General features: G+C 72.0%; 23 protein-coding genes. 9 read left to right on the top strand and 14 right to left on the bottom strand.

Going from position 1 to position 21864, the window contains the following annotated elements:
* Nucleotides 1-192: 192 nt before the first annotated feature.
* Both SSP29_RS46980 and SSP29_RS46975 read left to right on the top strand, forming a co-directional pair.
* Nucleotides 193-1572 carry a nucleobase:cation symporter-2 family protein gene (locus tag SSP29_RS46980; RefSeq protein WP_150136294.1) on the top strand — a complete coding sequence of 460 codons (1380 nt, stop codon included), beginning with the start codon at nt 193-195 and terminating at the stop codon, nt 1570-1572.
* Nucleotides 1573-1627: 55 nt separating this feature from the next.
* A complete protein-coding gene (locus SSP29_RS46975) occupies nt 1628-2248 on the top strand; it encodes a TMEM175 family protein (RefSeq protein ID WP_089107141.1) in 621 nt (206 codons plus the stop codon).
* 5 nt (nt 2249-2253) lie between these two features.
* Here SSP29_RS46975 and SSP29_RS46970 read toward each other — a convergent pair whose 3' ends face one another.
* Nucleotides 2254-3336 carry an Lrp/AsnC family transcriptional regulator gene (locus tag SSP29_RS46970; RefSeq protein ID WP_245883563.1) on the bottom strand — a complete coding sequence of 361 codons (1083 nt, stop codon included), beginning with the start codon at nt 3334-3336 and terminating at the stop codon, nt 2254-2256.
* Nucleotides 3337-3516: 180 nt separating this feature from the next.
* On the opposite strand from SSP29_RS46970, the gene SSP29_RS46965 reads away from it, so the two are divergent.
* Together SSP29_RS46965 and SSP29_RS46960 are read left to right on the top strand one after the other, a co-directional pair.
* Complete coding sequence (locus SSP29_RS46965; RefSeq protein ID WP_089107139.1) at nt 3517-4779, top strand: metal-dependent hydrolase family protein; 1263 nt, start codon at nt 3517-3519, stop codon at nt 4777-4779.
* A complete protein-coding gene (locus SSP29_RS46960; protein ID WP_089107138.1) occupies nt 4779-6350 on the top strand; it encodes an AbgT family transporter in 1572 nt (523 codons plus the stop codon). The genes SSP29_RS46965 and SSP29_RS46960 overlap by 1 nt, the downstream gene beginning before the upstream one ends.
* Before the next feature lie 5 nt (nt 6351-6355).
* On the opposite strand, the gene SSP29_RS46955 is transcribed toward SSP29_RS46960, so the two are convergent.
* Genes SSP29_RS46955 through SSP29_RS46940 form a run of 4 tightly spaced genes read right to left on the bottom strand, consistent with a single transcriptional unit; the run spans nt 6356 to nt 9508 of the window.
* A complete protein-coding gene (locus tag SSP29_RS46955) occupies nt 6356-7144 on the bottom strand; it encodes an alpha/beta fold hydrolase (RefSeq protein WP_150136293.1) in 789 nt (262 codons plus the stop codon).
* Between the two features lie 11 nt (nt 7145-7155).
* Entirely contained in the window at nt 7156-8160 is a 1005-nt protein-coding gene (locus SSP29_RS46950; RefSeq protein ID WP_089107137.1) for an LLM class flavin-dependent oxidoreductase, read from the bottom strand.
* Entirely contained in the window at nt 8157-8480 is a 324-nt protein-coding gene (fdxA, locus tag SSP29_RS46945; protein WP_089107136.1) for a ferredoxin, read from the bottom strand. The genes SSP29_RS46950 and fdxA overlap by 4 nt, the downstream gene beginning before the upstream one ends.
* 11 nt (nt 8481-8491) lie before the next feature.
* Entirely contained in the window at nt 8492-9508 is a 1017-nt protein-coding gene (locus tag SSP29_RS46940; protein ID WP_089107135.1) for an NAD(P)/FAD-dependent oxidoreductase, read from the bottom strand.
* Between the two features lie 235 nt (nt 9509-9743).
* Between SSP29_RS46940 and SSP29_RS46935 the strand changes: the two genes are divergently transcribed.
* The gene (locus SSP29_RS46935) at nt 9744-10721 is read left to right on the top strand and encodes an ABC transporter substrate-binding protein (protein WP_089107134.1); all 978 of its coding nucleotides are present in this window, start codon (nt 9744-9746) and stop codon (nt 10719-10721) included.
* Here the strand turns inward: SSP29_RS46935 and SSP29_RS46930 are convergent.
* The 7 genes from SSP29_RS46930 to SSP29_RS46900 all read right to left on the bottom strand — a co-directional run bounded on the left by SSP29_RS46930 (nt 10690) and on the right by SSP29_RS46900 (nt 17018).
* Complete coding sequence (locus SSP29_RS46930) at nt 10690-11115, bottom strand: hotdog family protein (RefSeq protein WP_089107133.1); 426 nt, start codon at nt 11113-11115, stop codon at nt 10690-10692. The genes SSP29_RS46935 and SSP29_RS46930 overlap by 32 nt on opposite strands.
* Nucleotides 11112-11618 (bottom strand): FAS1-like dehydratase domain-containing protein, encoded by a 507-nt coding sequence (locus SSP29_RS46925; protein ID WP_089107132.1) that lies wholly within the window; start codon nt 11616-11618, stop codon nt 11112-11114. Before SSP29_RS46925 ends, SSP29_RS46930 begins: the two co-directional genes overlap by 4 nt.
* Nucleotides 11615-12448 (bottom strand): IclR family transcriptional regulator, encoded by an 834-nt coding sequence (locus SSP29_RS46920; protein ID WP_089107131.1) that lies wholly within the window; start codon nt 12446-12448, stop codon nt 11615-11617. Before SSP29_RS46920 ends, SSP29_RS46925 begins: the two co-directional genes overlap by 4 nt.
* A gap of 116 nt (nt 12449-12564) precedes the next feature.
* Nucleotides 12565-13425, bottom strand: coding sequence for an alpha/beta fold hydrolase (locus SSP29_RS46915; RefSeq protein ID WP_089107130.1), 861 nt, complete (start codon nt 13423-13425; stop codon nt 12565-12567).
* Nucleotides 13422-14393 (bottom strand): DODA-type extradiol aromatic ring-opening family dioxygenase, encoded by a 972-nt coding sequence (locus SSP29_RS46910; protein ID WP_089107129.1) that lies wholly within the window; start codon nt 14391-14393, stop codon nt 13422-13424. The genes SSP29_RS46915 and SSP29_RS46910 overlap by 4 nt, the downstream gene beginning before the upstream one ends.
* Complete coding sequence (locus tag SSP29_RS46905) at nt 14390-15700, bottom strand: M20 family metallopeptidase (RefSeq protein WP_174856067.1); 1311 nt, start codon at nt 15698-15700, stop codon at nt 14390-14392. Before SSP29_RS46905 ends, SSP29_RS46910 begins: the two co-directional genes overlap by 4 nt.
* Before the next feature lie 124 nt (nt 15701-15824).
* On the bottom strand, nt 15825-17018 hold the full coding sequence (locus SSP29_RS46900; RefSeq protein ID WP_089107127.1) for an aromatic ring-hydroxylating oxygenase subunit alpha: 1194 nt from the start codon (nt 17016-17018) through the stop codon (nt 15825-15827).
* Nucleotides 17019-17319: 301 nt separating this feature from the next.
* Between SSP29_RS46900 and SSP29_RS46895 the strand changes: the two genes are divergently transcribed.
* From SSP29_RS46895 to SSP29_RS46885, 3 genes are read left to right on the top strand one after another with little or no spacing between them, the layout of a single operon-like run.
* On the top strand, nt 17320-18216 hold the full coding sequence (locus tag SSP29_RS46895; protein ID WP_089107126.1) for an ABC transporter ATP-binding protein: 897 nt from the start codon (nt 17320-17322) through the stop codon (nt 18214-18216).
* Entirely contained in the window at nt 18213-19022 is an 810-nt protein-coding gene (locus SSP29_RS46890; RefSeq protein ID WP_089107125.1) for an ABC transporter permease, read from the top strand. Before SSP29_RS46895 ends, SSP29_RS46890 begins: the two co-directional genes overlap by 4 nt.
* Nucleotides 19019-19969, top strand: coding sequence for a quinone oxidoreductase family protein (locus tag SSP29_RS46885; RefSeq protein WP_089107124.1), 951 nt, complete (start codon nt 19019-19021; stop codon nt 19967-19969). The genes SSP29_RS46890 and SSP29_RS46885 overlap by 4 nt, the downstream gene beginning before the upstream one ends.
* A 6-nt stretch (nt 19970-19975) precedes the next feature.
* Here SSP29_RS46885 and SSP29_RS46880 read toward each other — a convergent pair whose 3' ends face one another.
* Together SSP29_RS46880 and SSP29_RS46875 are read right to left on the bottom strand one after the other, a co-directional pair.
* Entirely contained in the window at nt 19976-20425 is a 450-nt protein-coding gene (locus SSP29_RS46880; RefSeq protein ID WP_107436446.1) for a MaoC family dehydratase, read from the bottom strand.
* Complete coding sequence (locus tag SSP29_RS46875; protein WP_089107122.1) at nt 20422-20886, bottom strand: FAS1-like dehydratase domain-containing protein; 465 nt, start codon at nt 20884-20886, stop codon at nt 20422-20424. The genes SSP29_RS46880 and SSP29_RS46875 overlap by 4 nt, the downstream gene beginning before the upstream one ends.
* A gap of 103 nt (nt 20887-20989) precedes the next feature.
* Here SSP29_RS46875 and SSP29_RS46870 point away from each other — a divergent pair, with 103 nt between their 5' ends.
* The gene (locus tag SSP29_RS46870; RefSeq protein ID WP_089107121.1) at nt 20990-21856 is read left to right on the top strand and encodes an alpha/beta fold hydrolase; all 867 of its coding nucleotides are present in this window, start codon (nt 20990-20992) and stop codon (nt 21854-21856) included.
* Nucleotides 21857-21864 lie beyond the last annotated feature (8 nt).

The raw sequence follows: 21864 nt of genomic DNA, 5'->3' as shown, positions 1-21864 counted from the left end.
GAACAGGGTCCACGGCGGCTGTCTCCTGGGCGCGCGCTGTCCTGCGCGCGCCCAGGAACGGTCACCGTCCTTCGGTCCCTCCCCCACTCTCGGCTTCGCTCGATCGAGCGGGAGGTGCCCCCATGACCGCACGCACCACCTCCCTGAAACCCGCGTCAGAGCCGACGTGTCAACCGACCGGAGGAGCCACCCGTGTCCGCGCATCCCGTGCACCCTGTCGACGAGAAACTCCCCGCCCTGAAAATGGCCACCACGGGCCTCCAGCACGTGGCCGCCATGTACGCCGGAGTGGTCGCCCCGCCCCTGATCGTCGGCGCGGCCATCGGCCTCACCGGCACCGAACTGACCTTCCTGACCGGCGCCTGCCTCTTCACCGCCGGCCTCGCCACCTTCCTCCAGACCCTCGGCATCTGGAAGATCGGCGCCCGGCTGCCCTTCGTCAACGGCGTCACCTTCGCCGGGGTCGCCCCGATGACCGCGATAGCCGCGTCCACCCACGACAGGTCCGACGCCCTGCCCGTCATCTTCGGCGCGGTGATCGTCGCCGGCCTCCTCGGTTTCCTCGCCGCCCCCTTCTTCAGCAAGGCGGTCCGCTTCTTCCCGCCCGTCGTCACCGGCACGGTCATCACCCTGATCGGTCTCTCCCTGCTCCCGGTGGCCTTCGGCTGGGCACAGGGCCCCGACCCGACGGCCGGCGACTACGGCTCGGCGAAATACCTCGGCCTGGCGGCCGCGACCCTCCTCATCGTTCTCCTCCTCCGCCGTTTCACCGGCGGCTTCGTCAAACAGGTCGCCGTACTCGTCGGCCTGGTCGCGGGCACGGTCATCGCCGTCCCCTTCGGCGCCACGGACTTCGGGCCGGTCGCGGACGCGGACGTCATCGGCTTCCCGACCCCCTTCCACTTCGGCGCCCCGCAGTTCCAGGTCGCCGCGATCGTGTCGATGTGCGTGGTGATGGTGGTCTCGATGACCGAGTCGACCGCGGACATGCTGGCGCTCGGCGAGATCGTGGAACGGCCCGCCGACGAGCGGACGATCGCGGCGGGCCTGCGCGCCGACACCCTCGGCTCGGCGATCAGCCCGCTCTTCAACGGGTTCATGTGCAGCGCCTTCGCGCAGAACATCGGCCTGGTCGCGATGACCCGGATCCGCAGCCGGTTCGTGGTCGCCGTCGGCGGCGGCTTCCTGGTGCTGATGGGGCTGTGCCCGATGGCCGCCTCGCTGATCGCCGTCGTACCCCGCCCGGTGCTGGGCGGCGCCGGCGTGGTCCTGTTCGGGTCGGTGGCCGCCAGCGGCATCCAGACCCTGGTCAGGGCAGGTCTCGACCAGGACGAGAACATCCTGGTCGTCGCCGTCTCCCTCGCCGTCGGCATCGTCCCGATCACCGCGCCGGACTTCTACCACGCCTTCCCGGAGACCACCCGGATCGTCCTCGACTCGGGCATCTCGACGGGCTGTGTGACAGCCGTGCTGCTGAACCTGGTCTTCAACCACCTCGGCCGGCGGCGCGCGGCAGCAAGGGGCACGACAGAGGCCGCCCTGCCCCTCGCGGCACCTCGGTCGATCACGTGACTCGGGCGCCGGGGTGGCGGTAGAAAGTCACCGTGAGCCGACGGGGGAGTACGTCATGAACGAGTCGGGCCGTGTGGAGGCCTTCAGCGACGGGGTCTTCGCCATCGCCGTCACCCTGCTCGTCCTGGACATCAAGGTGCCGAAGACCGCGGAGGGCGACAGCCTCTGGCAGGCACTGGGCGCCCAGTGGCCGTCCTACGCCGCCTATGTGGTGAGCTTCCTGGTCGTCGGGATCATGTGGGTCAACCATCACCAGCTGTTCAGCTATGTAGCCAGGGTCGACCGGAAGCTGATGTTCCTGAACCTGCTGGTGCTGATGGTGGTGTCCGCCGTGCCCTGGCCGACGGCGATGCTTGCCGAGTACCTGCGGGAGGACGCGTCCTCGCACGCGGCGGCGGCCGTCTACAGCCTGGTGATGGTCCTGATGGCGGCCGCCTTCCAGGCACTGTGGTGGCATCTCACCCGGACCGGCCACCTCTTCGACGCCCGCGTCGACGTCGAGGCCGCGCGTGCCACCCGCGCCCGCTTCGCGCTCGGCTCACTCGGCTACCCGCTCACCGTCGGCCTCGCCTTCGTCTCCGCACCGCTCACCCTGGCCGCACACGGCCTGCTCGCCCTCTACTACGGCTTCAACCAGGTACCGGTCCCGACCCGCCCGGACCAGGCCGCGCCGTAGCGTCCTCACGTCCGGGCAGCCGAACCGAGCGCGCGGCGCACGCCGGCGACCTGGGGGTTGCGCAGCGGGACCACCCCCACGCAGCGGCCGTCGTGGTCGAGCAGCCGGCCCATGTGCTTGACCGTGCGCAGCACCACCGAGCGGTCGGCCACGGTCAGCCGGGGCAGCCTGCGGGACAGGTGGGCCTCGAAGGCGTGCACATCGCGCAGATCGCGGAGCCAGACGTCGATCACCAGGTTGTACGGCCCGGCCGTGATCGAGCACGAGCGGACCTCGCGCACCCCGGCCAGCACCCTGCTGGTCTCCTCGACGTACTGGCCCGGCACCGAGGCGAAGTAGACGGCGGACAGCGGCCAGCCCGACAGCGGCCGGGCCAGGTCGCAGCGCAGGCAGAGCCGGGAGGCGAGCAGCGACTGCACCCGGCGGCGCAGCGTGGTGAGGCTGGTTTCGGTGGCCGCCGCCAGGTCGCGCAACGACATCCGGCCGTCCACGCTGAGCAGTTCGAGCAGGCGGGTGTCCAGCTCCTCCCAGCGCGGCTCGGCCGGGGCCGCCGTCGGCCCGGACGGGGGGAGCGCCGCCTCCAGGCGGGCCGTCTGGGCCTCGTCCAGGCTGCGCAGCCGCCAACGGCTGCCCTCCGTCGAGACGCCGGTCGAGACATGCGTACGGGTCGCCCGCACCCCCGGCGTCCGCTGGAAGAGCGAGGTGGTGAGGCGGGCCAGTTCGTCCAGGCTGCGGGTCTGCACCGCGGCCACCAGGTCCCGGCCGCCCGCCGTGAGCTTGATGTTGGGCACCGCCGGGTCCTGCGCGATGGCCTGCGCCACGTCCTCGGCGGCGCCCGGCTCGGCGTCCACCTCGACGGTCCCGGTCACCACGATCCGCGGGTCGTACAGCCGGGGATAGGCGGTCACCCAGGCCAGGCCCGCCTCCTGGAGCCGCTGCCAGCGCCGGGCCGCGGTGACCGGGTTGACCCCGAGCACCTCGCCGACGAGCGTCCACGGCGCCCGGGGGTGGATCTGCAGGGCGTGCACCACACACCGGTCCAGCTCGTCGAGGTCCGGTTCCGGTTCCGGGGCGGCACAATCCTGCACCCCCAGGAGTGGCGCATCCCTGCGCGCGGTCCGGGAATCCGGCGCGAAGTCTGCATCGTCACACCAGGTTTTCCTCGGCATTCCACACTCCCTTCTCCTGTCCCCGACTGTCTCTGACCGTCCCCGACTGCCCCTGTGTGTTCTCGGCTGTTCTCGACAGAGGAGGAGTGTCCGCACCCCATGACGGATCCCACCGCCCCCCGGACCGCTCTGCGGATCCAGCGAGCCCGCCTCATCGACGGCACCGGCGCCGCCCCGGTGGACGACGCCGTGGTGACCATCGATGCCCAGGGCACGATCACCTATGCCGGTCCCGCCGCGACCGCCCCGCCCGCCGCCGGTGAGCGGGTCCTCGACGCGGATGACCGCACGGTACTGCCAGGTTTCTTCGACTGTCACGTCCACCTCGCCTACGCCCACGGCGCGGCACCCGGCCGCCGCGCCGAACTCGACCCGGTGCTGGTCACCCTCGACACCGTCACCCGGCTGCGCCGGACCCTCGACGCCGGCATCACCACCGCCCGCGACCTCGGCGGCCTGTCGGCGGGCTTCCGTACGGCCGTCGAGACCGGCCGGGTCGTCGGCCCCCGGCTGCACACCGCCGTCCGCATCATCAGCCACACCGGCGGCCACGCCGACGTCCGGCTGCCCGACGGGACCGATCTGAGCGCCGGGATGTCCGAGATCGCCGACGACACGGCGGCGGCCCGGCTCGCGGTGCGCCGGGTGCTGCGCGACGGCGCCGACCTGGTGAAGGTCTGCGCCACCGGCGGCATGGGCAGCCCGTACGACGACCCCGACGACGAGGGCCTCCTGGAGGAGGAGATCCGGGCCGTCGTGGACGAGGCCCGCCGGCACGGCGGCAAGCCGGTCGCCGCGCACGCCCAGGGCAACGCGGGCATCCTCAACGCCCTCCGCGGCGGCGTCACCAGCATCGAGCACGGCTACGGCCTCGACGAGCGCGCCCTCGACCTGGCCGCAGAGCGCGGGGTGTTCGTCGTACCGACGCTGTCCACCGTCTACGCGGGCATCAACAAGGACACGATGCCCGACTACCACTACCAGAAGAAGACCCGCTGGTCCGGCGTGACGAAGGAGAACATCGCACGGGCCGTCGAGTACGGTGCCCGGATCGCCCTCGGCACGGACGCGGCCGTCGGCCCGCACGGGGTGAACCTGATGGAGCTCTCCTACCTGGTGGACCTCGGCATGGACCCGATGGCCGCCATCGTCGCCGGCACCCGCACCGCCGCCGAACTCCTCGGCGTCGCCGACCGCCTCGGTACCCTCACCGCAGGCCGCACCGCCGACCTGATCCTCTGCGACGGGGACCCGCTCCGGGACATCGGCGTCCTCGGTGACCCCGCGAACATCGTCTGCGTCGTCCAGGACGGCGTCGTACGCAAGGACCTCCTGCCGACAGCGACGGAAGGGCGGCTCTGATGTCCTCACTCACCGACCTCCCCGCCCCGAGCGAGTCCCCGGACAGACGGCGGCCCAGCGGCGTCGACCGGGTGCTCGCGCTGATCGAACGCGCCGGCAACGCGCTCCCCAACCCGATCCTGCTGTTCACCGCCCTCTTCCTGCTGCTGGCCGTGGTCTCCACCGCGCTCGCGGTCGGCGACGTGCACGTCACCGTCCCCGGCACCACCGACACCAAGCCGATCGCGGGGCTGTTCACCGGCGAGGGCGTGCGCTGGCTGACGGAGAACCTCGTCACCAACTTCGCGACCTTCCCGCCCGTCGCCGCCGTACTGCTCATGATCATGGCGGTGGGGGTCGCCGAGAAGGCCGGACTCCTGGAGACCGTCATGCGGGCCACCCTGGCCCGCGCGCCCCGGGCGCTGCTGCCCTACCTGGTCGCTCTGGTCGCCTGCCAGGCGCACATGATCAGCGATGTGGCCGCGATCGTGCTGCCGCCGCTGGCCGCCGTGGTGTTCAAGAGCGCGGGCCGTCATCCGGTGGCCGGTCTGATCGGCGGCTTCGCGTGCGTCGGCGCGGGCTATGCGGCCGGGTTCACGATCGGCTCGCTGGACGCCCTCTACATCGGCATCACCCAGCAGGCGGCCGCGGTCCTGCCCGCCGCCAAGGGCCTCGACCTCAACCTCCTGATCAACTACTTCTTCACCGCCTCCAGCAGCCTGGTCCTGGGCCTGCTGGGCGGCTTCCTCATCAGCCGCGTTTTGGAACCCCGCCTGGGCACCTACGAGCCCTCCGCCGACGAACCGGAGGAGGAGCAGAACCTCGCCCTCACCCCCGTCGAGCGCCGGGGGCTGCTGTACACCGCGCTCGTCGTCCTCGCGTACGCGGCCGCGGTGCTGTCGCTGTGGCTGCCCGAGGGCGCCCCGCTGCGCGGCGACGGCGGGGCGCTGGTGCCCTCCCCGCTGCTGACCGGCATCGTGCCGGTGCTGTTCGGGGCGTTCCTGCTGGCCGGCCTGACCTACGGCTTCACGGTCAAGGCGCTGAGCGGTTCGGAGGGCGTGGTCACCGCGATGACCGGCTCCGTGCAGAACATGGCCGGCTACCTCGTCCTGATGTTCGTGGCCTCCCAGGTCATCGCCCTGTTCAACTGGTCCAACGTCGGCATCCTGCTGGCGGTGAAGGCGGCGGCCGGCCTGGACGCGATCGGCCTGACCGGCTTCTGGGCGCTGGTCGCGTTCGTGCTCCTCGCCGCCTGCCTGAACCTGTTCATCGTCTCCGGGTCGGCGCTGTGGTCGCTGGTGGGGCCGGTGTTCGTACCGGCGTTCATGCTGCTCGGCATGAGCCCGGCCCTCAGCCAGGCGGCGTTCCGCATCGGCGACTCGGCCACCGGCATCATCACGCCGATGAACCCGTACGTCTTCCTGCTCCTCGCGATGCTCCGCCGCTACGAACCCGATGCCCGCCTCGGCACCCTCATCTCCCGGCTGGCGATCTTCACCGTGCCGTTCCTGGTGGTCTGGCTGGCCATCCTGGGCGTCTTCTACGGCTTCGACCTGCCGCTGGGTCCGGGTGCGCACATCGGCCTGAAGTGACCGGGTTACCCGGCCGCCGTCCATTCCAGCACGACCTTCGCGAACTCCCCGGGCAACTGCTCGGGGAGTGGCACGTGCCCGCCGGACAGCACCCGGGTCTCGCAGCCGAGGGCGGCCGCGAACTTCTCCAGGGCGGGCAGGGAGTAGTGGTCGCCGGGCGCGCAGACGGCGAGGACGCGGGCGGTGATGTGCGGCAGCCGGCGGTCCATCTCGTAGGCGCGGACGGCCACATGGCCCTCCTCGACGCGGTCGAGGACGCTCAGCGCGTCCACCATGAACCGGGTGAGCGCGGCCTCCTGGCCCTCCTCGTAGAAGCCGCGCCGCCGGTTCCACAAATCGAGGAGATGTGAGCCGTCGGGCACGGGGTCCACGTGGTCGACGGGCTTGCGTGCGGCGGCCGTCCGGCGCTTCTCGTCGTCGACGAACGGGGTGGCGGACAGCAGGAGGCTGGCCACCCGGTCCTGGAGGCGGGCGGCGAGTTCCACCGCGATCACCCCGCCGGTGTGATGGCCGACCAGGTGGAAGCGGTCCAGGCCGAGCGCGTCCGCCAACTCCTCGGCCGCGTCGGCGAACAGCTCGATGGAGAACGGTCCCTCGGGCCTGGCGGAGGCGCCGAAGCCGAGGGTGTCCATGGCGACGGCCCGCCGCTCGGCGCCGACCAGGGGCAGCACGTCGAGGTACTCGGTCCACGAGCGCGGCGTCTGATGGAGCATCAGGACGGGTTCACCGGCCGCGTCACCGCACTCGACGTAGTGCAACTGGCCGAAACTGCTGGGCACATAGCCTTTTCGCACGGTCTTCTCCCTCAGTTGAGTTGGGGCAGCACGGCGCCGCCCACCGCCTCGATCAGGTCGGCGGGCGGGTCGTAGGAGCCGACGTGCTGGAGGAACACGCCGGTGACGCCGCTCGCGGGCAGGGCGCGGAGCCGGGCGGCGATCTCGTCGGCGGTGCCGAACAGGCAGAACTCCTCGGCGAACCGGAGTGCGTTCTCGTCGCTGATCCAGGCCGAGCAGATGTCGACGGCGGCCTTCCAGTCCTCCGCGTGGACCAGGTCGGGGTAGATGCCCTCGACCTTTTCCGGCACGTGGACGTCGATGCCGGCGAGGGCGAGGAAGGGCGCTCCGCCGTTCTGCGCGATCGAGGCGCAGATCGGCTTGAGCCGGCGCGCCTCGGCCTCGACGTCGTCGGTGACGGCGCAGAACGCGGAGACGGTGAGCGGGAGCCGTCCCTCGCGTCCGGCGGCTCCCTCCCGGACCCGGGCGGTGGCCTGGGCGAGAGTCCGCGGGGAGACCCCGCTGAGCAGGATGACGCCGTCGGCGATCTCCCCGGCCAGACGCAGGTTCCTCGGCCCGCTCGCGGCCAGGTGCAGGGGGATCCCGGGGTCCGGGTCGCGCAGGCGTGAGCGGACCCCGCCCGGGAACTCCCACTCCTCGCCCGCGAGCAGGGCGCGCAGCATGCCGATGCCCTCGCGGATCGCCGCCGAGGTGCTCTGCCGCAGTCCGACCGGGCCGACCGAGCTGTTGCCGACGCCGAGGCCGAGCGTGAAGCGGCCCGGGGCGAGTTCGGCGACGCTGCGGGCGGCGGAGGCCACCACGGCCGGGTGGCGGGTCGCGAGGTTGGTGACCGCGGTGCCCAGGCCGATGCGGTCGGTGCCGAGGGCGGCCGCGGTGAGCGTGGTGAACACGTCCCGCCACAGCAGCTGGGAGTCCGGGAACCAGACGTCGTCGAAGCCGAGCCGCTCCGCCCGCCGTACGGTCTCCAGCACGCGGTCGGCCCGGTCGCAGGGCGGGACGCGGATGCCGACCCTCATCGACGGGCCTCCACCAGCGGGGTGTCGACGCCCACCGGGCCGAGCCCGTTCGCACCGCCCGGCGACCCCAGCGGCGCCGCCCGCCCCGGCAGGGTCTGCTCGAAGAACCGCTTGTTGTCGGCGCGGAACTCGGGGTCGGCGAGCCGGTCCACGGTGATCGCCTGCTCCGGGCAGGCCGTCTCGCAGGCACCGCAGTCGATGCACTCGGCGGGGTTGATGTAGAGCTTTCGTTCGCCCTCGTAGATGCAGTCGACGGGGCACTCCTCCACGCAGGAGCGGTCCATGATGTCGACGCAGGTCGGTCCGATGACGTAGGCCATGTCAGTCCTCCTCAGGTGTCCGTCGAGTGGCCGGGGAACAGCGCGGCCTCGGGGTCGAGGACGGTGGCCGCGTTGTTCACGGCGGTGGCGACCTCGCCGAAGCCCACGGCGATCAGGCGCACCTTGCCGGGGTAGTCGGTGATGTCCCCGGCGGCGAAGACCCGGGGCAGGTTGGTGGCCATGCGCGTGTCCACCGCGATGCGGCGGGCGTTCAGGGCCAGTCCCCAGTGCTGGAGCGGGCCCAGGTCGGCGACGAAGCCGAGGGCCGCGACCACCGTCCGCGCCGGGACCTCCCGGACGGCCTTGGTGGTGCGGTGCCGCAGCTCCACCCGCTCCACGTGCGCGGTGCCGTGCAGGGCGCTCACCTCGGTGTCGGTGATGATCTCGATGCCGAGGTCACGGACCTTCGCCACGCTCGCCTGGTGGGCGCGGAAGCGGGCGGTGCGGTGCACGAGCCGCACGGACCGGGCGACCGGGGCGAGGACCGCGGCCCAGTCGAAGGCGCTGTCACCGCCGCCGACGACCACCACGTCCTGGCCGGTGTGCTCGGCCGGGTCCGGTACGAAGTACACCTGGCCGCGCCCGAGGAAGTCCTCGCCGGCCGGCAGCGCCCGGGGCGTGAAGGTGCCCACCCCGCCCGTGACGACCACCGCCCCGGCCCGGACCACGGCCCCGCGGTCGCTGCGCACGACCGGGTACAGATCGGGCCCGTGGGCCAGCTCCACGGCCCGGTGACCGAGCAGATAGCGCGGACCGTACGGCTCGGCCTGCGCGACCAGGTTGGCCACCAGGTCCCGGCCGCGCACCGCCGGGAACCCCGCGATGTCGTGGATGGGCTTCTCGGGGTACATGGCGCTGATCTGGCCGCCCGGCTGCGGCAGGACGTCCATGACGGCGACGCGCAGTCCGCGGAAGCCAGCGTAGTAGGCGCCGTAGAGGCCGGCCGGCCCGGCGCCGACGATCAGGATGTCCGTCTCGATCGTGCCGGGTTCGTGCGTGCTCGTCGGCACGTCGGTGAGAACGCTCATGGCCCGGGAGCGTAGGAGCGGGGCCGGATACCGTCCTACGGTTCCGTTCCGGTGAGCAGGACGCTCCGCCCGCGCCCCTTCGCCCGCCCCGCTCCGTTCCGGTGAGCAGGACGCTGCGCCCGCGCCCCTTCGCCCGCCCCGCTCCGTTCCGGCCAGCAGGACGCTTCGCTCACGCGTCCCGGCCCGGCACTGGGACCGTCCTCCCACCCATGCAGCACGACGCCGGGAGGGCGACATGCACAAGGACGCGATCGGCAGGAGAGGTGTCGTCGGGGCGGCACTCGCCCTGTTCCTGACCACGGCCTGTACGGCAGGGTCGACGGACTCGACGGGGGTGTCGGCGGCGGGACTGCCGACGGTGCGGGTGGCCCTCGGCATCGACGCCTCGTACGCCCCCTTCTATCTCGCGGAGGAACGCGGGCTGTTCAAGAAGGCGGGCGTCAATGTGGAACTGGTGAAGACGGAGGGCGGACCCGCCGCCTCCCAGGCCGTGACCGCGGGCACCGCGCAGATCGCGGCCAACGCCGACTCGACCGCTCTGCCCCTCATGGTCACCGACCCCGGACTGCGCGCCCTCGGCGTCTTCCAGTCCTCCGACCGCTACCTCAAGGTCGTCCTCCGCGACGGGATCACCTCGCCCAGGAAGATCAGGACCATGGCGTCGATCGGCGGACTCGGCCTGTACGCCACCCACCAGTACCTGCTGCACAACGGCATCGACCCGAAGTCCGTGAAGATCCTGCAGAGTTCGGCCCCGGAGATGCCCGGCATGCTGGAGCGCGGCTCGATCGACGGCTACGTGCTGTACGAGCCCTGGGCGGCCAAGGGCGCCGCGTCCGGCGGCCACATCACCGCCCGCATCGGCGACTTCGGGGTGCGCTACGTGCAGTGGCTGCTGGCCGACCAGTCCTGGCTCAAGGACAACGAGGACACCGCGGGCAAGGTCTTCAAGGCCGTCGCCCAGGCGGACCGGCTGGTCACCTCCGACCCCGAGGCGGCCGCCGAGGCCACCAGCAAGCAGGTGAAACTCCCCGTCGCGGACACGGAGAAGGTGCTCCCGGAAATCACCTTCTCCGCCCGCGGCATCGACAGCGCCGACGTCACCTCGGCACAGAAGATCGTCGGCTTCCTCCTCGATCAGAAGCTGGTCAAGAAGTCCCCCGACCTCGACACCGCCCTGCTCAAGGGCTGGTACGGCCGGCACGCCAGCTGAGTTCCACGAGCCCTGTGACACAGGGGACGCCGTCGCCCTTGACCACGGCGACGTCGAGCGTCACCCGCGTTCCCCCGTCACAGGGCTCGGCCGCACGGACCGTCCCCGTCCAGGTGAGCGGCTCGCCGGCCACGGCGGTGGCCCGGTTGCGCCAGCTCACCGACTCCAGCGCCGCCCCCGGCCCGGCCCAGTCCAGGGCACGGCGGCTCAGGGTCTCGCCGTGCAGGGTGGACTGTACGACGACCCCGGGGAACCCCTCGGAGGCGGCGTACCCGGCGTCGTAGTGGATGCGGTGGGAGTTCCACGACACGGCGCTGAACCGGAACAGCTGTACGGGGCTGTGCGTGTAGGAACGCGACGGGCAGACCTGCCCGGCCGCGGGCGCGCCGCTCACGGACCCTCCAGTACGACGATCGTCTCGTCCATCGCCATCAGTTCGGCGCCGTCCTGCGCGGTGAAGCGAGTCGTGACGCCGAGCAGCACGAAGTCGCCGGTCCGGCCCTGCCGCAGGTCCGCCGAGGTCACCGCCCGGGCGGCGGTCACCCGGGTACCGGCGACCGGGGCCTGCCGCAGCCTGACCGTCTGGCCCCCGTGCACCTGGCGGACCGGCAGTCCCTCGGTGCACGGCGACTCCCGGACGGCCAGCCCGTCCGGGCGCAGCTCGTGCTCGACGGGGCCGTCCTGCCAGCTCATCGTCCCGGCGAGGAACAGCGCGGGGGCCGCGACCTCGTCCCCGGCGGCCTCCTGGGCCCGGGCCCGGCGGAGATAGCCGACGTCGTTCAGGGCCGCCGCGTACCGGCAGAAGTCCTTCACGGCGAGCACCCCGCAGTCCTCGCTCTCCCACTCCCCGACGAGCCCGCGGGCCCGCGCCAGGACCTCGTCCAGTACGGCGCTCACCGCAGCGACCTGGCGATGCCCAGGGCGGCCGTGCGCAGCGCCACGGCGTGGCCGGGGCCGTCCATCCGGTAGGTGGGCGCGGTGATGGACAGCGCCCCCACCAGCGTGGACTGGGGGCTGAAGACGGGCACCGCCATGCTCGCGTAGCCCAGCCGGATCTCCTCCGCCTCGGTCGCCACGCCGTCGGCCCGGATCCGCTCCAGCTGGGCCCGCAGCCGCCCCGGCGAGGTCACCGTGTGCCGCGTCAGCGGCTTCATCCCGCTCCGGACCACCTCCGCGAACAGGGAGGCGGGGGAGAACGCCAGGATCGCCTTGCCGGTGGCGGTGCAGTACAGCGGCAGCCGGCCCGCCACCCGGGACTCCTCGCTCAGACCGCGGTGCGGGAAGATCTTCTCCAGGTACACGACGTCCAGGCTGTCGTGGATGGCGAAGTGGATGGTCTCCTGGGTGGCCAGCAGGAGATCCTCCATGTACGGCTGGGCCACCTCGCGCAGGATCCGCTGCCGGTGCACCCGCTGCCCGATCTCGAAGAGCCTGAGCCCCAGCCGGTAGTCGCAGCCCGAGCGCTCCAGGAGCCCCCAGACGACCAGCTCCTGCGCGAGCCGGTGCACGGTCGCCTTGGCCACCCCGGTCCGGCGCACCAGCTCGGCCAGGGAGAGCGCGTCGTCCTCGGCGGTGAACGCCTCCAGGATCGGCCTGACCTTGCCCAGGACCGAGTTCATGGTGTCCTGGCCGGGAGCCTCGGCCCGTGGGATGACGGAACCGCGCGGGACGGCGAGTGCGGGTTCGGCTGGAGTGGTGTCGGCGCGGCCGACCGTGGTGACGGTCATGGGCGGAACCTCCCGGTCAATCCGTTGCCATGCGGAACTCGGTCTTCTGTCGTGCGGGAAACGGAACCATGTGTCCTGTCATCAGGCCATAGGTCCCGTGTAAATTCGCCGTACCGTCAGTGGGCCTCGCCGAGAAACCCCAGGCTGAGCGGGTTGTACAGCTCCGCCTTCTCGTGCTGCGGCCAGTGCCCGCACTCGGTGAAGACCTCCAGCCGGGCCCCGGGGATCGCGGCGGCGATGGCCTCGCCCTCCGGGACGTCCCCGAACGGGTTCTTGTTGGCCCAGACCACGAGGGTGGGCGCCTTGATCCGGGCCATGCGGTCGGGCCGGAGCAGGTTGCGCTCGCGCCGGTCGACCTCCTGGAGGGCCAGCAGGTTGTGCAGGTTCCGCTGGAACTCGGGCTGGTGGTAGATCTCGTACCGGACCCGGGTCAGCTCCTCGCCGAGGTCCTCGTCCCACTCCGCCCACAGCAGCCGCAGCCGCTCCCGGGTGAGGGAGATGTCGTCCTCCAGGGCCGCCGCCCGCGTCGAGGTCTTCAGCCGCTCCATCACCTGCGGGTTGACCTTCGTGCCGCCCATGCACAGCAGCTGGAGCGAGGCGACCCGGTCCGGGTGCTCGCTCGCCGCCCAGGACGCCACCCAGCCGCCCAGCGACTCACCGACCAGGTGCGCTCGCTCGGCACCGACGGCGTCCATATAAGCGAGCAGGTGATCGACGTAGGCGGGGATCTCGCCGGGCCGGTCGGGCTTGTCCGTGTAGCCGTGCCCGAGCATGTCGACGGCGTGGACGCGGTAGCCGGCCGCGGCGTGCACCGGGATGTTCTTGACGAAGGCCTCCAGGTGGCCGGTGGTGCCGTGCAGGAAGACGACGTGCTCGCCGTCCTCCGGTCCGGCCTGGAGGGCGCGGGTACGGATGCCGCCGGCGTCGACGTACGCGAGACGGTGGTCGGTGCCGGTCAGTTCGGTCCAGATGCTCATGACTGCCCTTCAGGAGACGCGGGGGACGCGCGGTGCGCGGGATCGAGGACGGTGACGGCCATGCCGGTGAGCCACTCGGGCATCTGCTCGTAGGCCAGCCGCTGTCCGGGGACATGGCCGAGGGCTGCCGCCATGAGCAGCCAGGTGCGGATCTCCTGGGCGCCGTTCCCGGCCCGCTTCTCCAGCTCCCCGGCGCTGAGGCCGGTGAGCCGGCGGGTCTCGCCGCGCTCCACGAGGCTGAGGAACTCCTCGTCGAACTCAGGGGTGAGCGCGGCCTCGGCGGCCCGGATGATCTCGCGGCGGCGGACGTCGTAGTCCTGCCAGTTCTCCCGGCCGTTGAGCCAGGCGTCGACCATGAACTCCTCGTCGTCGCCGTGCGGTGCACGCCAGTCCGGCCAGGGCAGCCGGTGCGAGAGCCCGCCGGAGCCGATCACGGCGACCCGCCGGTCCGCCGGGAAGGACAGGACCGTCTCCCTGATGGCACGGCCGAGCCGCTCGCAGCGCTCCAGGGTCGGCAGCGGCGGCGCGAAGACGTTGACGACGAGCGGGACGAGCTCCACGTCGAGTCCGTCGAGGAGGTACTGGATCGCGTGCGACTGGCCGTGGTCGATCTGCAGCCGGGCGGAGAAGGCGATGTCGAAACCGTGGTCCTCGACGAGGGAACCGGCGAGGTGCCGGGCCAGCGGGACGTCGACCCGCTGCGGGCCCTTCGGGGTGCCGGACTCGCCGCTCGCCACGCACTCGCCCACGCCGAGGGTGAAGCTCGGGATGAGGTCCAGCCAGAAGCCGCGGAAGTGGTTGGAGCCGACCAGCACCACCGTGTCCGGGCGGGCGGCGGCCAGCCGGTCACGGGCCTCGGCGAGGGCGTCGCGGAAGCGCTCGGCGCGGTCCTTGTGGAAGGTCTGGTCCCAGTGGGTGTTCATCAGCGTGCTGTGCGACGCGCCGACACCCAGGACGATCTCGGTCATGCCGGGTCTCCGGGGATCTCTGTGCGGGGGCGGGTGACGGTGTCGAGGGCCGTACGGATCAGGTGGCGGGTCAGCTTCTCCATCGCCCGCACGGAGACGGTGTTCATCCCGCGCGCGAAGTCGATCTCGAAGGGCGCCTCGGCCTGCGGGACCTTCGGCATGCCGACGCGCACCGTCGGGATGCCGCGACCGCGCAGGATGTTGGCGTCGGTGGCACCGCTGTTGCCGCGGATCACCTCGTGCTCGCGGCCCTCGAAGGCCTCCCACGCGGCGGTCGCGGACCGGCGGATCCAGCTGTCCGGGTCGGTCCGGGTGCCGGGAACGGCGAGCACCATCTCCGCGGTCACACCCTCGAACTCGCCGAGGGCGGCGAGGAACTCCCGCTTCGCCTGCATCGGTGAGGTCTCCGGGGCGATCCGCAGGTCCACCATGAGGGTGCAGGAGGCCGGGGTGACCGCGGCCATCCGCGGCCAGCCGCCGCGCACGGAGGAGACGATGCCCTGCGGGGCGACCGTGCCGCCGGTGTGCCGCTCGGCGTACTCGGCGAACCACTCCTCCAGGTGCCGGACGACCTCCCCGGCGCGGGCGACGGCGTTGTCGTACGGGAGCCGGTGGCGCGAGCCGACGTAGGTGTGGGTGCCGTGGACGGTGACCTCGAACCAGACCAGGCCGACCTCGTCCCAGGAGACCGTCCAGCCGGGCTTGGCGATGACCGCGTAGTCGGTCCACAGGCCCTGTTCCAGGAGGAACGAACAGCCGACTCCCTGACCGGTGTTGAGCCTGGTGCTGCCGGGCCGGGCGTTGGTGGGCATGCCGCCCGCACCGAACGCCGCGACCAGGTCGCCGGCGAGCGGGATGCCGGCGCCCGCGATCGCCTCGGCGGCCATCATCACGCAGGCCGCGTGCCCCTTGGGGTTGGAGGCGCCGAGACCGACGACCAGGTCGTCGTACACCCTCGCCCGCGGGCGCATGTCCTCGCGCAGCTCCGGACCGATCCAGGGGAGGTCCTCGCGCTCGTCGCCCACGGTGAGGGTGTCGATGGGGGCGTAGAGCATGAGGTCGGGGCCGGTGCCGTCGCCCTTGAGACGGGACCAGGCGTTGGCCTGGCGGTCGTCGAGGGGCTGAACTGCCGTATGGGGCAGGCTCGCTGAGAGTGTGTCCGCGATGTGCCGGGCCAGCGGGCCCTCGTCGCCCGTCGGGCTGGGGATGTCGACCAGGCCGGTGATCAGTTCGCGCAGGCGTGTGCCGGTGACGTGTCGCCAGGCCTCCGTGACCCAGGCGGAGCGCCGCTCGTCGAGGCCGGCCAGGGCGTTCACTGGTTGACCCTGTGTACCTGGGTCATGGTGGTGCGCTCGAAGCGTCGTCTGGCCAGCGGCAGCCCGATCGCGAGGGCGGCTCCGGCCAGCAGGGCGAACAGGATGCGGCGCATGCTCACGCCTCCTTCTCTGCAGATGAGTCGGCCCCGGTCCCGGCCAGCTTCTTGGCGTACTCCTCCTCGCTGAGGTTCCGCCAGGAGGTCAGTGAGACGTCGGGGCGGTAGAGCTTCTCCGGAGGCGCGTCGGTGACGTCGACCATCCAGGCGTCCTGGCCGGAGAACTGGCCGTGGAACAGCCAGCGGATGGCGCCCAGGTACTTGGCGTAGAAGCGCAGGGTCGACCAGCCCTCGGTGAAGTTGACCATCACACCGACGTAGTTGTGGCGGTCGGCGTCCACCGGGACGTAGAACTCGTAGTGGATGAAGTTGGGGTAGACGATCCGCAGCACACCCGGCATGGACAGGGACGCGAAGCCGGGGAAGTCCTGGGCCTCGATCGTCGGGTTGATGCTGTCCGCCTTGCCGGTGTTGCCGATGTTGAAGGTCTCCTTCGGCGGCTGCATCTTCCACCAGCGCTTGTTGGACCAGTGGCCCACGCCGGGGAAGTCGGCCTCCCAGTGGACCTCGTCCTGGACCCGGTAGATCCAGCGGCCGCGGGGCACGATCCTGGTGACGTTCCAGGTCGGCATCGGCTTGAAGAGCCGCCACAGGGCCGTGCGGTGCAGGTACTTGGCGTGGCCCTCGTCGAAGCCGTTCTCGCAGGCGAACCGCCAGTTGCCGCCGCGCGGCTCGATCCGGCCGCCCATCACGAAGGGGTTGGAGACGAGCTCCTCGGGAAGCTGCTCGTCGATGGGGTGGGGTTCCTCGTCGGCCAGCGGGATGTACACCCACACCATGCCGAGGCGCTCCTCGACCGCGTACGTCCGTACGCTCACCTTGCCGGTGAGACGGCAGCCGGGTCCGTCGGTGATGACGGCGCTGAGCCTGCCGGTGGGCAGGTCGAACGTCCAGCCGTGGTAGGGGCAGCTGACCGTGCCGGGGAACTGCTGGTCGCCCTCGGACAGCGGCACCCCGCGGTGCGGGCACCGGTTGTGCAGGGCGTACGCCGTGCCGCCGTCCCGGATGAGGGTGATCTTCTCGCCGCAGATCGTGAACGGCTGCGGCTTGCCGGTCAGGTGGCTGGACCAGGTGACCGGGTACCAGTAGCCGCGGAAGCCCTGGGCGGCGCCGTCGTAGTGCGGCCATGAGGACCAGTCCTGCCGCCCCGGCGCGGACCGGCTCCTGTTCTTCGGGCCTTCACCCGTCGTCATCGTGCGTGACCTCCTGGTGCCGTCGGTGCGTGGTGACGAGCTTCGGGTCACGGCCGGTGGCGGCCTACGAAACCGTTCCGCTGAGCAGACCGCCGACGCGCCGGCGGCCCTTGGCGGCGGGCGTCCCGCTCAGCGGACCACCGGCCATGCGCGCACGTCCCGGCGCGGTCTACGGTGCGCGAGATCCCCGCACCCCCGGTACCGCCCCAGGCCGCGTCCCCGCCAACCCTCCGAGGTGCTCATGGAGCCACAGGCCGGCAGCAGAAGCCTCCTCCCACTCGACACGAAGGGATCATGAGCGATGACGAAGGCCATCCAGACGGGGCCCGCGCCCGCCCGGACCGAGGGCACGGACAACCGGGAGGGCGGGCACGGCGCCGCCGTCCGCGTCGACGGCGTCGGGATCCGGTTCGGCTCCTTCCACGCCGTGGACGGCATCACGCTGGACATCGCCGCCGGTGAGTTCCTGTGTCTGCTCGGGCCGAGCGGCTGCGGCAAGTCCACCCTGCTGTCGGCCCTGGCGGGTTTCGTCCGGCCCTTTGAAGGCGCTCTGACCGTCGACGGGCAGCCGGTCACCGGACCCGACCCGGACCTCGGGATGGTGTTCCAGAGCAGCGAGGCGCTCTTCGACTGGCTGACCGTCCGGCAGAACGTGGCCTTCGGCCCCCGGATGCGCGGCCGCTCCCGCGCCGAGCAGAGCGAACTGGCCGACGAGTACCTGGGGCTGGTCGGACTGCGGCACTGCGCCGACCGGTTCCCCGGGCAGCTCTCGGGCGGGATGCGACAGCGGGTGCAGATCGCGCGGGTGCTGGCCAACCAGCCCCGGGTCGTGCTGATGGACGAGCCGTTCGGCGCGCTCGACGCGCAGACCCGGCAGGTCATGCAGGAGGAGATGGCCCGCATCTGGCAGGCCTCGGGCTGCACGGTCGTCTTCGTCACCCACGACATAGAGGAGGCGATCCTGCTGGCGGACCGGGTCGCCGTCATGACGGCGGGCCCGGCGGCCTCCGTCAAGTCCGTCTACCCCGTCGACCTGCCCCGGCCCCGGGACGAGGACGACCCGGCCGCCCTCGACCTGCGCCGCAGCCTGCGCCAGGACATCGGCGAAGAGGTCCGCAAGGCCCTGCGCGACCAGGGACTCGACGAAGGACCTGATCAGGGACTCGACCAGGGACTCGACCCCGAGGAGACGTCATGACCACCGTGACCGTGGCCGCCCCGCCGAAACCGCGCGCCGAGCGCAGGGCGGTCCGCGGACTGCGGGCCGCCGGCCTGTACACCGTCTCCGTTCTCGTCGGCCTCGGCGTCTGGCAGCTCCTGGCCCTGCACTACGGCCCCTCGCTCGTGGCGTCCCCGCACGAGACCCTCACCGCCGCCGGCGACCTCGCCGCGGACGGCACCCTCACCAACTCGATCATCGCCTCCAGCCGCCGCATCCTGATCGGCTGGGGCCTCGGACTGCTCGTCGGCGTCCCGGCCGGACTGCTCGTCGGCCAGATCAAGGTCGTACGCCAGCTCCTGGAGCCGTACATCGAGTTCTTCCGGTTCATCCCGCCGGTCGCCTTCGTCACGCTGGCCGTGGTCTGGCTGGGCATCGGCGAGTCCTCGAAGGTCGTGCTGATCTTCTACACGTCCGTCTTCATCGTCATCCTCAACACCAGCGCCGGGGTGATGTCGGTCGGCGAGTCCAAGCTGCGCGCCGCCGCCTCCCTGGGCGCGAGCCGGGGGCAGATCCTGCGCGGGATCGTGCTGCCCTCGACCGTGCCCCACATCGTCACCGGTGCCCGGCTGGCCATGGGCAACAGCTTCCTGACCATCGTCTCCGCCGAGATCGTCGCCGCCCAGGTCGGTCTCGGCTCCCTGATCTGGACCTCCCGCAACTACGGTCGCATCGACTGGGTGTTCGTCGGGATCATCACCCTGGGCATCCTCGGGTTCGTCTTCGACCGCGTGCTGCGGATCGCGGCCTCCCGGGTCCTGCGTCGATACGGAGTGAAACTGTGAGCGGCAAGTCGAGTGCCCTGGTCCTCGAACGGTTCGGGGTGCTGCCCCGGCTCCTGGAGCGGCCGGTGCCGGAAGCACAGCCGGGCCAGACCCTCGTGCGGATGCTGGCGGCACAGGTCGGCCATCTCGATCTCAACGTGGTGGACGGGAAGTTCGGCATCCTGCCGGACCTGCCCGCCGTACCCGGCACCAACGGGGCGGGTCTCGTGCTCGCCTCCGACACCCACCCGGTGGGGAGCCTGGTGAGGATCAGCGGCAAGGGGCTCGGCCTGCGCCGGGACGGCTGCTGGCGGAGCCATGCCCTGGTCCCGGACGCCACCGCCGTCCCGGTGCCGGAGGGCACGGATCCCGCGCTCGCCTGCGGGTTCTTCACCCCGGCCGGTACCGCCTGGGCGGCGGTGCACTCGGTGGCGGACGTACGGCCCGGCGAGCGGGTGCTGGTCACCGGTGCCGCGGGCGCGGTCGGATCGCTGACCGTGCAGGTCGCGGCGCGGGCCGGAGCCGAGGTGATCGGCGTGGTCGGGCGGCCCGCCAAGCTGGCCCGGGTCCCGGCCGCCGCGAAGGCGGTCCTGGCGGGGGACCTGACGGCGGAGGCGGTGGGCGGGCCGGTGGACGCGGTCGTCGACACCGTGGGCGGGCCGGTGCTGCGGGCGGCCCTGGGCCTGGTCCGGCCGCGCGGCCGGGTCGCCCTGGTCGGCTACACCGCGGGCCGCGAACTCACCGTCGACCTCGCGGACTTCCTGCTCGCCGATGTCTCGCTGCTCCCGGTGAACCTGATGACCCGGGGCCGGGAGGTCGCCGCCGACGTCGACCGGATGCTGGGCGAACTGGCGGCCGGGGAGCTGGAGTTGCCCGTCGAACGGCATCGGCCCGAGCGGCTGGCCGAGGCGGTGGAACGGCTGCGGACGGGGGAGGCGGTGGGGAAGGTGGTGCTGGACTTCTCCTGACCGGGGTCAGTCCCGGGTGCGGTCCGGTACGACGACGGCGTGGCCCCGGCAGCACACGGCACCGTCCGTGCGGTGCTCGACGAGATCGAGGGTGATCTCACCGCTGACGGGGTCCGTGTCCCGTACCGTGCTCGTCACCGTGAGCCGGTCGCCGGGGTGCGCGGGCGCCCGGTTCTGCCAGGAGACCTCCCGCACCCGCCCCGCCGGCCCGGCGTGGGCCGCGGCCGCCCGGTGCAGCAGACAGCCGTGCAGCTGTGCCATGACGACCGGCCCGGCCAGGCCCTCCGACCGGGCGAAGGCGGTGTCGTAGTGGATGCGGTGCGTGTTGCGGGTGACCGCGCCGAAGCGCAGCAGCATGACCTCGTCGGGCACCAGCTCCGCCGTCGCAGCCTCCGCCGTCACAGCTTTCGCCGTCACAGCCCCTGTCGCCGCCTCTGTCGTCGCCGCCTCTGTCATCGCACGATGAACCTCTCCGTGACCTCGATGAGGGGCCCGCGCTCGGCGGCGTACGTCTTCTCGACGGTGATCAGCAGCAGATCCGGCCGTTTCCGGTCGACGGCCGTGACCGCGCGGCGTACCTCGACGCGATCGCCGACCCGGACCTCCCCGACCCAGCGCACCGCCTGACCGCCCGCCATCAGCCGTACGTCCAGCCCGTCGGTGCCCGGCACCTCGTCGCGGTACATGCCGTCCGGCCGCAACTCGCCCGGTTCCGCGCCCGGTTCGGGCCGCAGCAGGCTGACGAGGTACATCGGGTGCACCACGAAGGCGGGGTCCGCGGGATCCACCAGCGCCGGCGCGCTGTCCCCGGCGGCCCGTGCGAACTCGGCCGCCGCCTCGGCCCGTACGACTCCCAGCGAGCGAGCCTCCCAGCGGCCCATCGCCGCCTGGGCTCTTTCCTCCGCCACATCCAGCATGCGGCGGACCTTAGGAAGGAAGGCACCCCCGTGGCCACAGACCCGGACCGCTCAGCGGACCGCCCCGCTTGGACCCGCCCGTACCGCCCGGCACGATCCGCTCATGGATCTCATGGACATCCAGGCGCCCCCGCAGGGCGCCTACGCGGAGGCGGACGGCGTCAAGTACCACTACATCGAGCTGGGCACGGGCAGTCCCACGATCTTCCTGCACGGCGGCGGCCCCGGCTGCACCGGCTGGTCGGACTTCGGGCAGGTGGCTCCGCTGTTCGCGGCCGGCCGGCGCTGTCTCCTGGTCGACATCCTGCAGTACGGCAAGTCGGCGAAGCCCGTCATCGAGGGCCCCATGTGGGACTACCACGCGGCGAAGACCGTGGCCCTGATGGACGCCCTGGAGATCGACCGGGCCGACTTCGTCTGCAACTCCTGGGGCGGCACCATCGCGCTGAACCTGGCCGCCAAGTACCCCGAACGCGTCAGGTCGTTGGTGGTCACCGGCAGCATGCCCGTCTTCTACGGCCCGCTCGCCCCGCTCCCGGAGGGCGGCCGCCGCGGCCGCAACGCCCGGGACGTCTACTACGGCGGCGACGGCCCGTCCCTCACCAAGATGCGCGAGCTGATGGCCCGCCTGGAGTGGTACGACCCCGACGCGATCCCCGAGGGCACGGTACGGCTGCGCTACGAGCAGAGCCTCGACCCCGAGGAGACCGCACTGGCCGGCGCCTCCGACAACCCGCGCGGCGACTGGCAGGACCTGACCGCCGAACTCGGCACGATCCAGGCCCCCGTGCTGTTCATGTGGGGCATGCAGGACGCCTTCCTCACCCCCGACTACCCGCTGATGCTCGCCCGTATGATCCCCAAGGGGAGCCTGCACGTGATGAACGAAGCCTCCCACCACCTCCAGGAGGAACGGCCGTACGACTTCCACAGAGTGGTCGACGGCTTCCTGAACCAGCGGCACGGCTGACCGAGGGC

Source organism: Streptomyces hyaluromycini (assembly GCF_002217755.1).
GTDB lineage: Bacteria > Actinomycetota > Actinomycetes > Streptomycetales > Streptomycetaceae > Streptomyces > Streptomyces hyaluromycini.
This window is presented reverse-complemented; position numbering and strand designations above follow the sequence as displayed.

Bases quoted from the DNA above. Each gene is read 5' to 3' on its own strand.
- SSP29_RS46975 (WP_089107141.1), top strand. From the start codon at position 1,628: ATGAACGAGTCGGGCCGTGTGGAGGCCTTCAGCGACGGGGTCTTCGCC.
- SSP29_RS46965 (WP_089107139.1), top strand. From the start codon at position 3,517: ATGACGGATCCCACCGCCCCCCGGACCGCTCTGCGGATCCAGCGAGCC.
- SSP29_RS46960 (WP_089107138.1), top strand. From the start codon at position 4,779: ATGTCCTCACTCACCGACCTCCCCGCCCCGAGCGAGTCCCCGGACAGA.
- SSP29_RS46950 (WP_089107137.1), bottom strand. From the start codon at position 8,160: ATGAGGGTCGGCATCCGCGTCCCGCCCTGCGACCGGGCCGACCGCGTG.
- fdxA (WP_089107136.1), bottom strand. From the start codon at position 8,480: ATGGCCTACGTCATCGGACCGACCTGCGTCGACATCATGGACCGCTCC.
- SSP29_RS46940 (WP_089107135.1), bottom strand. From the start codon at position 9,508: ATGAGCGTTCTCACCGACGTGCCGACGAGCACGCACGAACCCGGCACG.
- SSP29_RS46935 (WP_089107134.1), top strand. From the start codon at position 9,744: ATGCACAAGGACGCGATCGGCAGGAGAGGTGTCGTCGGGGCGGCACTC.
- SSP29_RS46920 (WP_089107131.1), bottom strand. From the start codon at position 12,448: ATGACCGTCACCACGGTCGGCCGCGCCGACACCACTCCAGCCGAACCC.
- SSP29_RS46915 (WP_089107130.1), bottom strand. From the start codon at position 13,425: ATGAGCATCTGGACCGAACTGACCGGCACCGACCACCGTCTCGCGTAC.
- SSP29_RS46910 (WP_089107129.1), bottom strand. From the start codon at position 14,393: ATGACCGAGATCGTCCTGGGTGTCGGCGCGTCGCACAGCACGCTGATG.
- SSP29_RS46900 (WP_089107127.1), bottom strand. From the start codon at position 17,018: ATGACGACGGGTGAAGGCCCGAAGAACAGGAGCCGGTCCGCGCCGGGG.
- SSP29_RS46895 (WP_089107126.1), top strand. From the start codon at position 17,320: ATGACGAAGGCCATCCAGACGGGGCCCGCGCCCGCCCGGACCGAGGGC.
- SSP29_RS46890 (WP_089107125.1), top strand. From the start codon at position 18,213: ATGACCACCGTGACCGTGGCCGCCCCGCCGAAACCGCGCGCCGAGCGC.
- SSP29_RS46880 (WP_107436446.1), bottom strand. From the start codon at position 20,425: ATGACAGAGGCGGCGACGACAGAGGCGGCGACAGGGGCTGTGACGGCG.
- SSP29_RS46875 (WP_089107122.1), bottom strand. From the start codon at position 20,886: ATGCTGGATGTGGCGGAGGAAAGAGCCCAGGCGGCGATGGGCCGCTGG.
- SSP29_RS46870 (WP_089107121.1), top strand. From the start codon at position 20,990: ATGGATCTCATGGACATCCAGGCGCCCCCGCAGGGCGCCTACGCGGAG.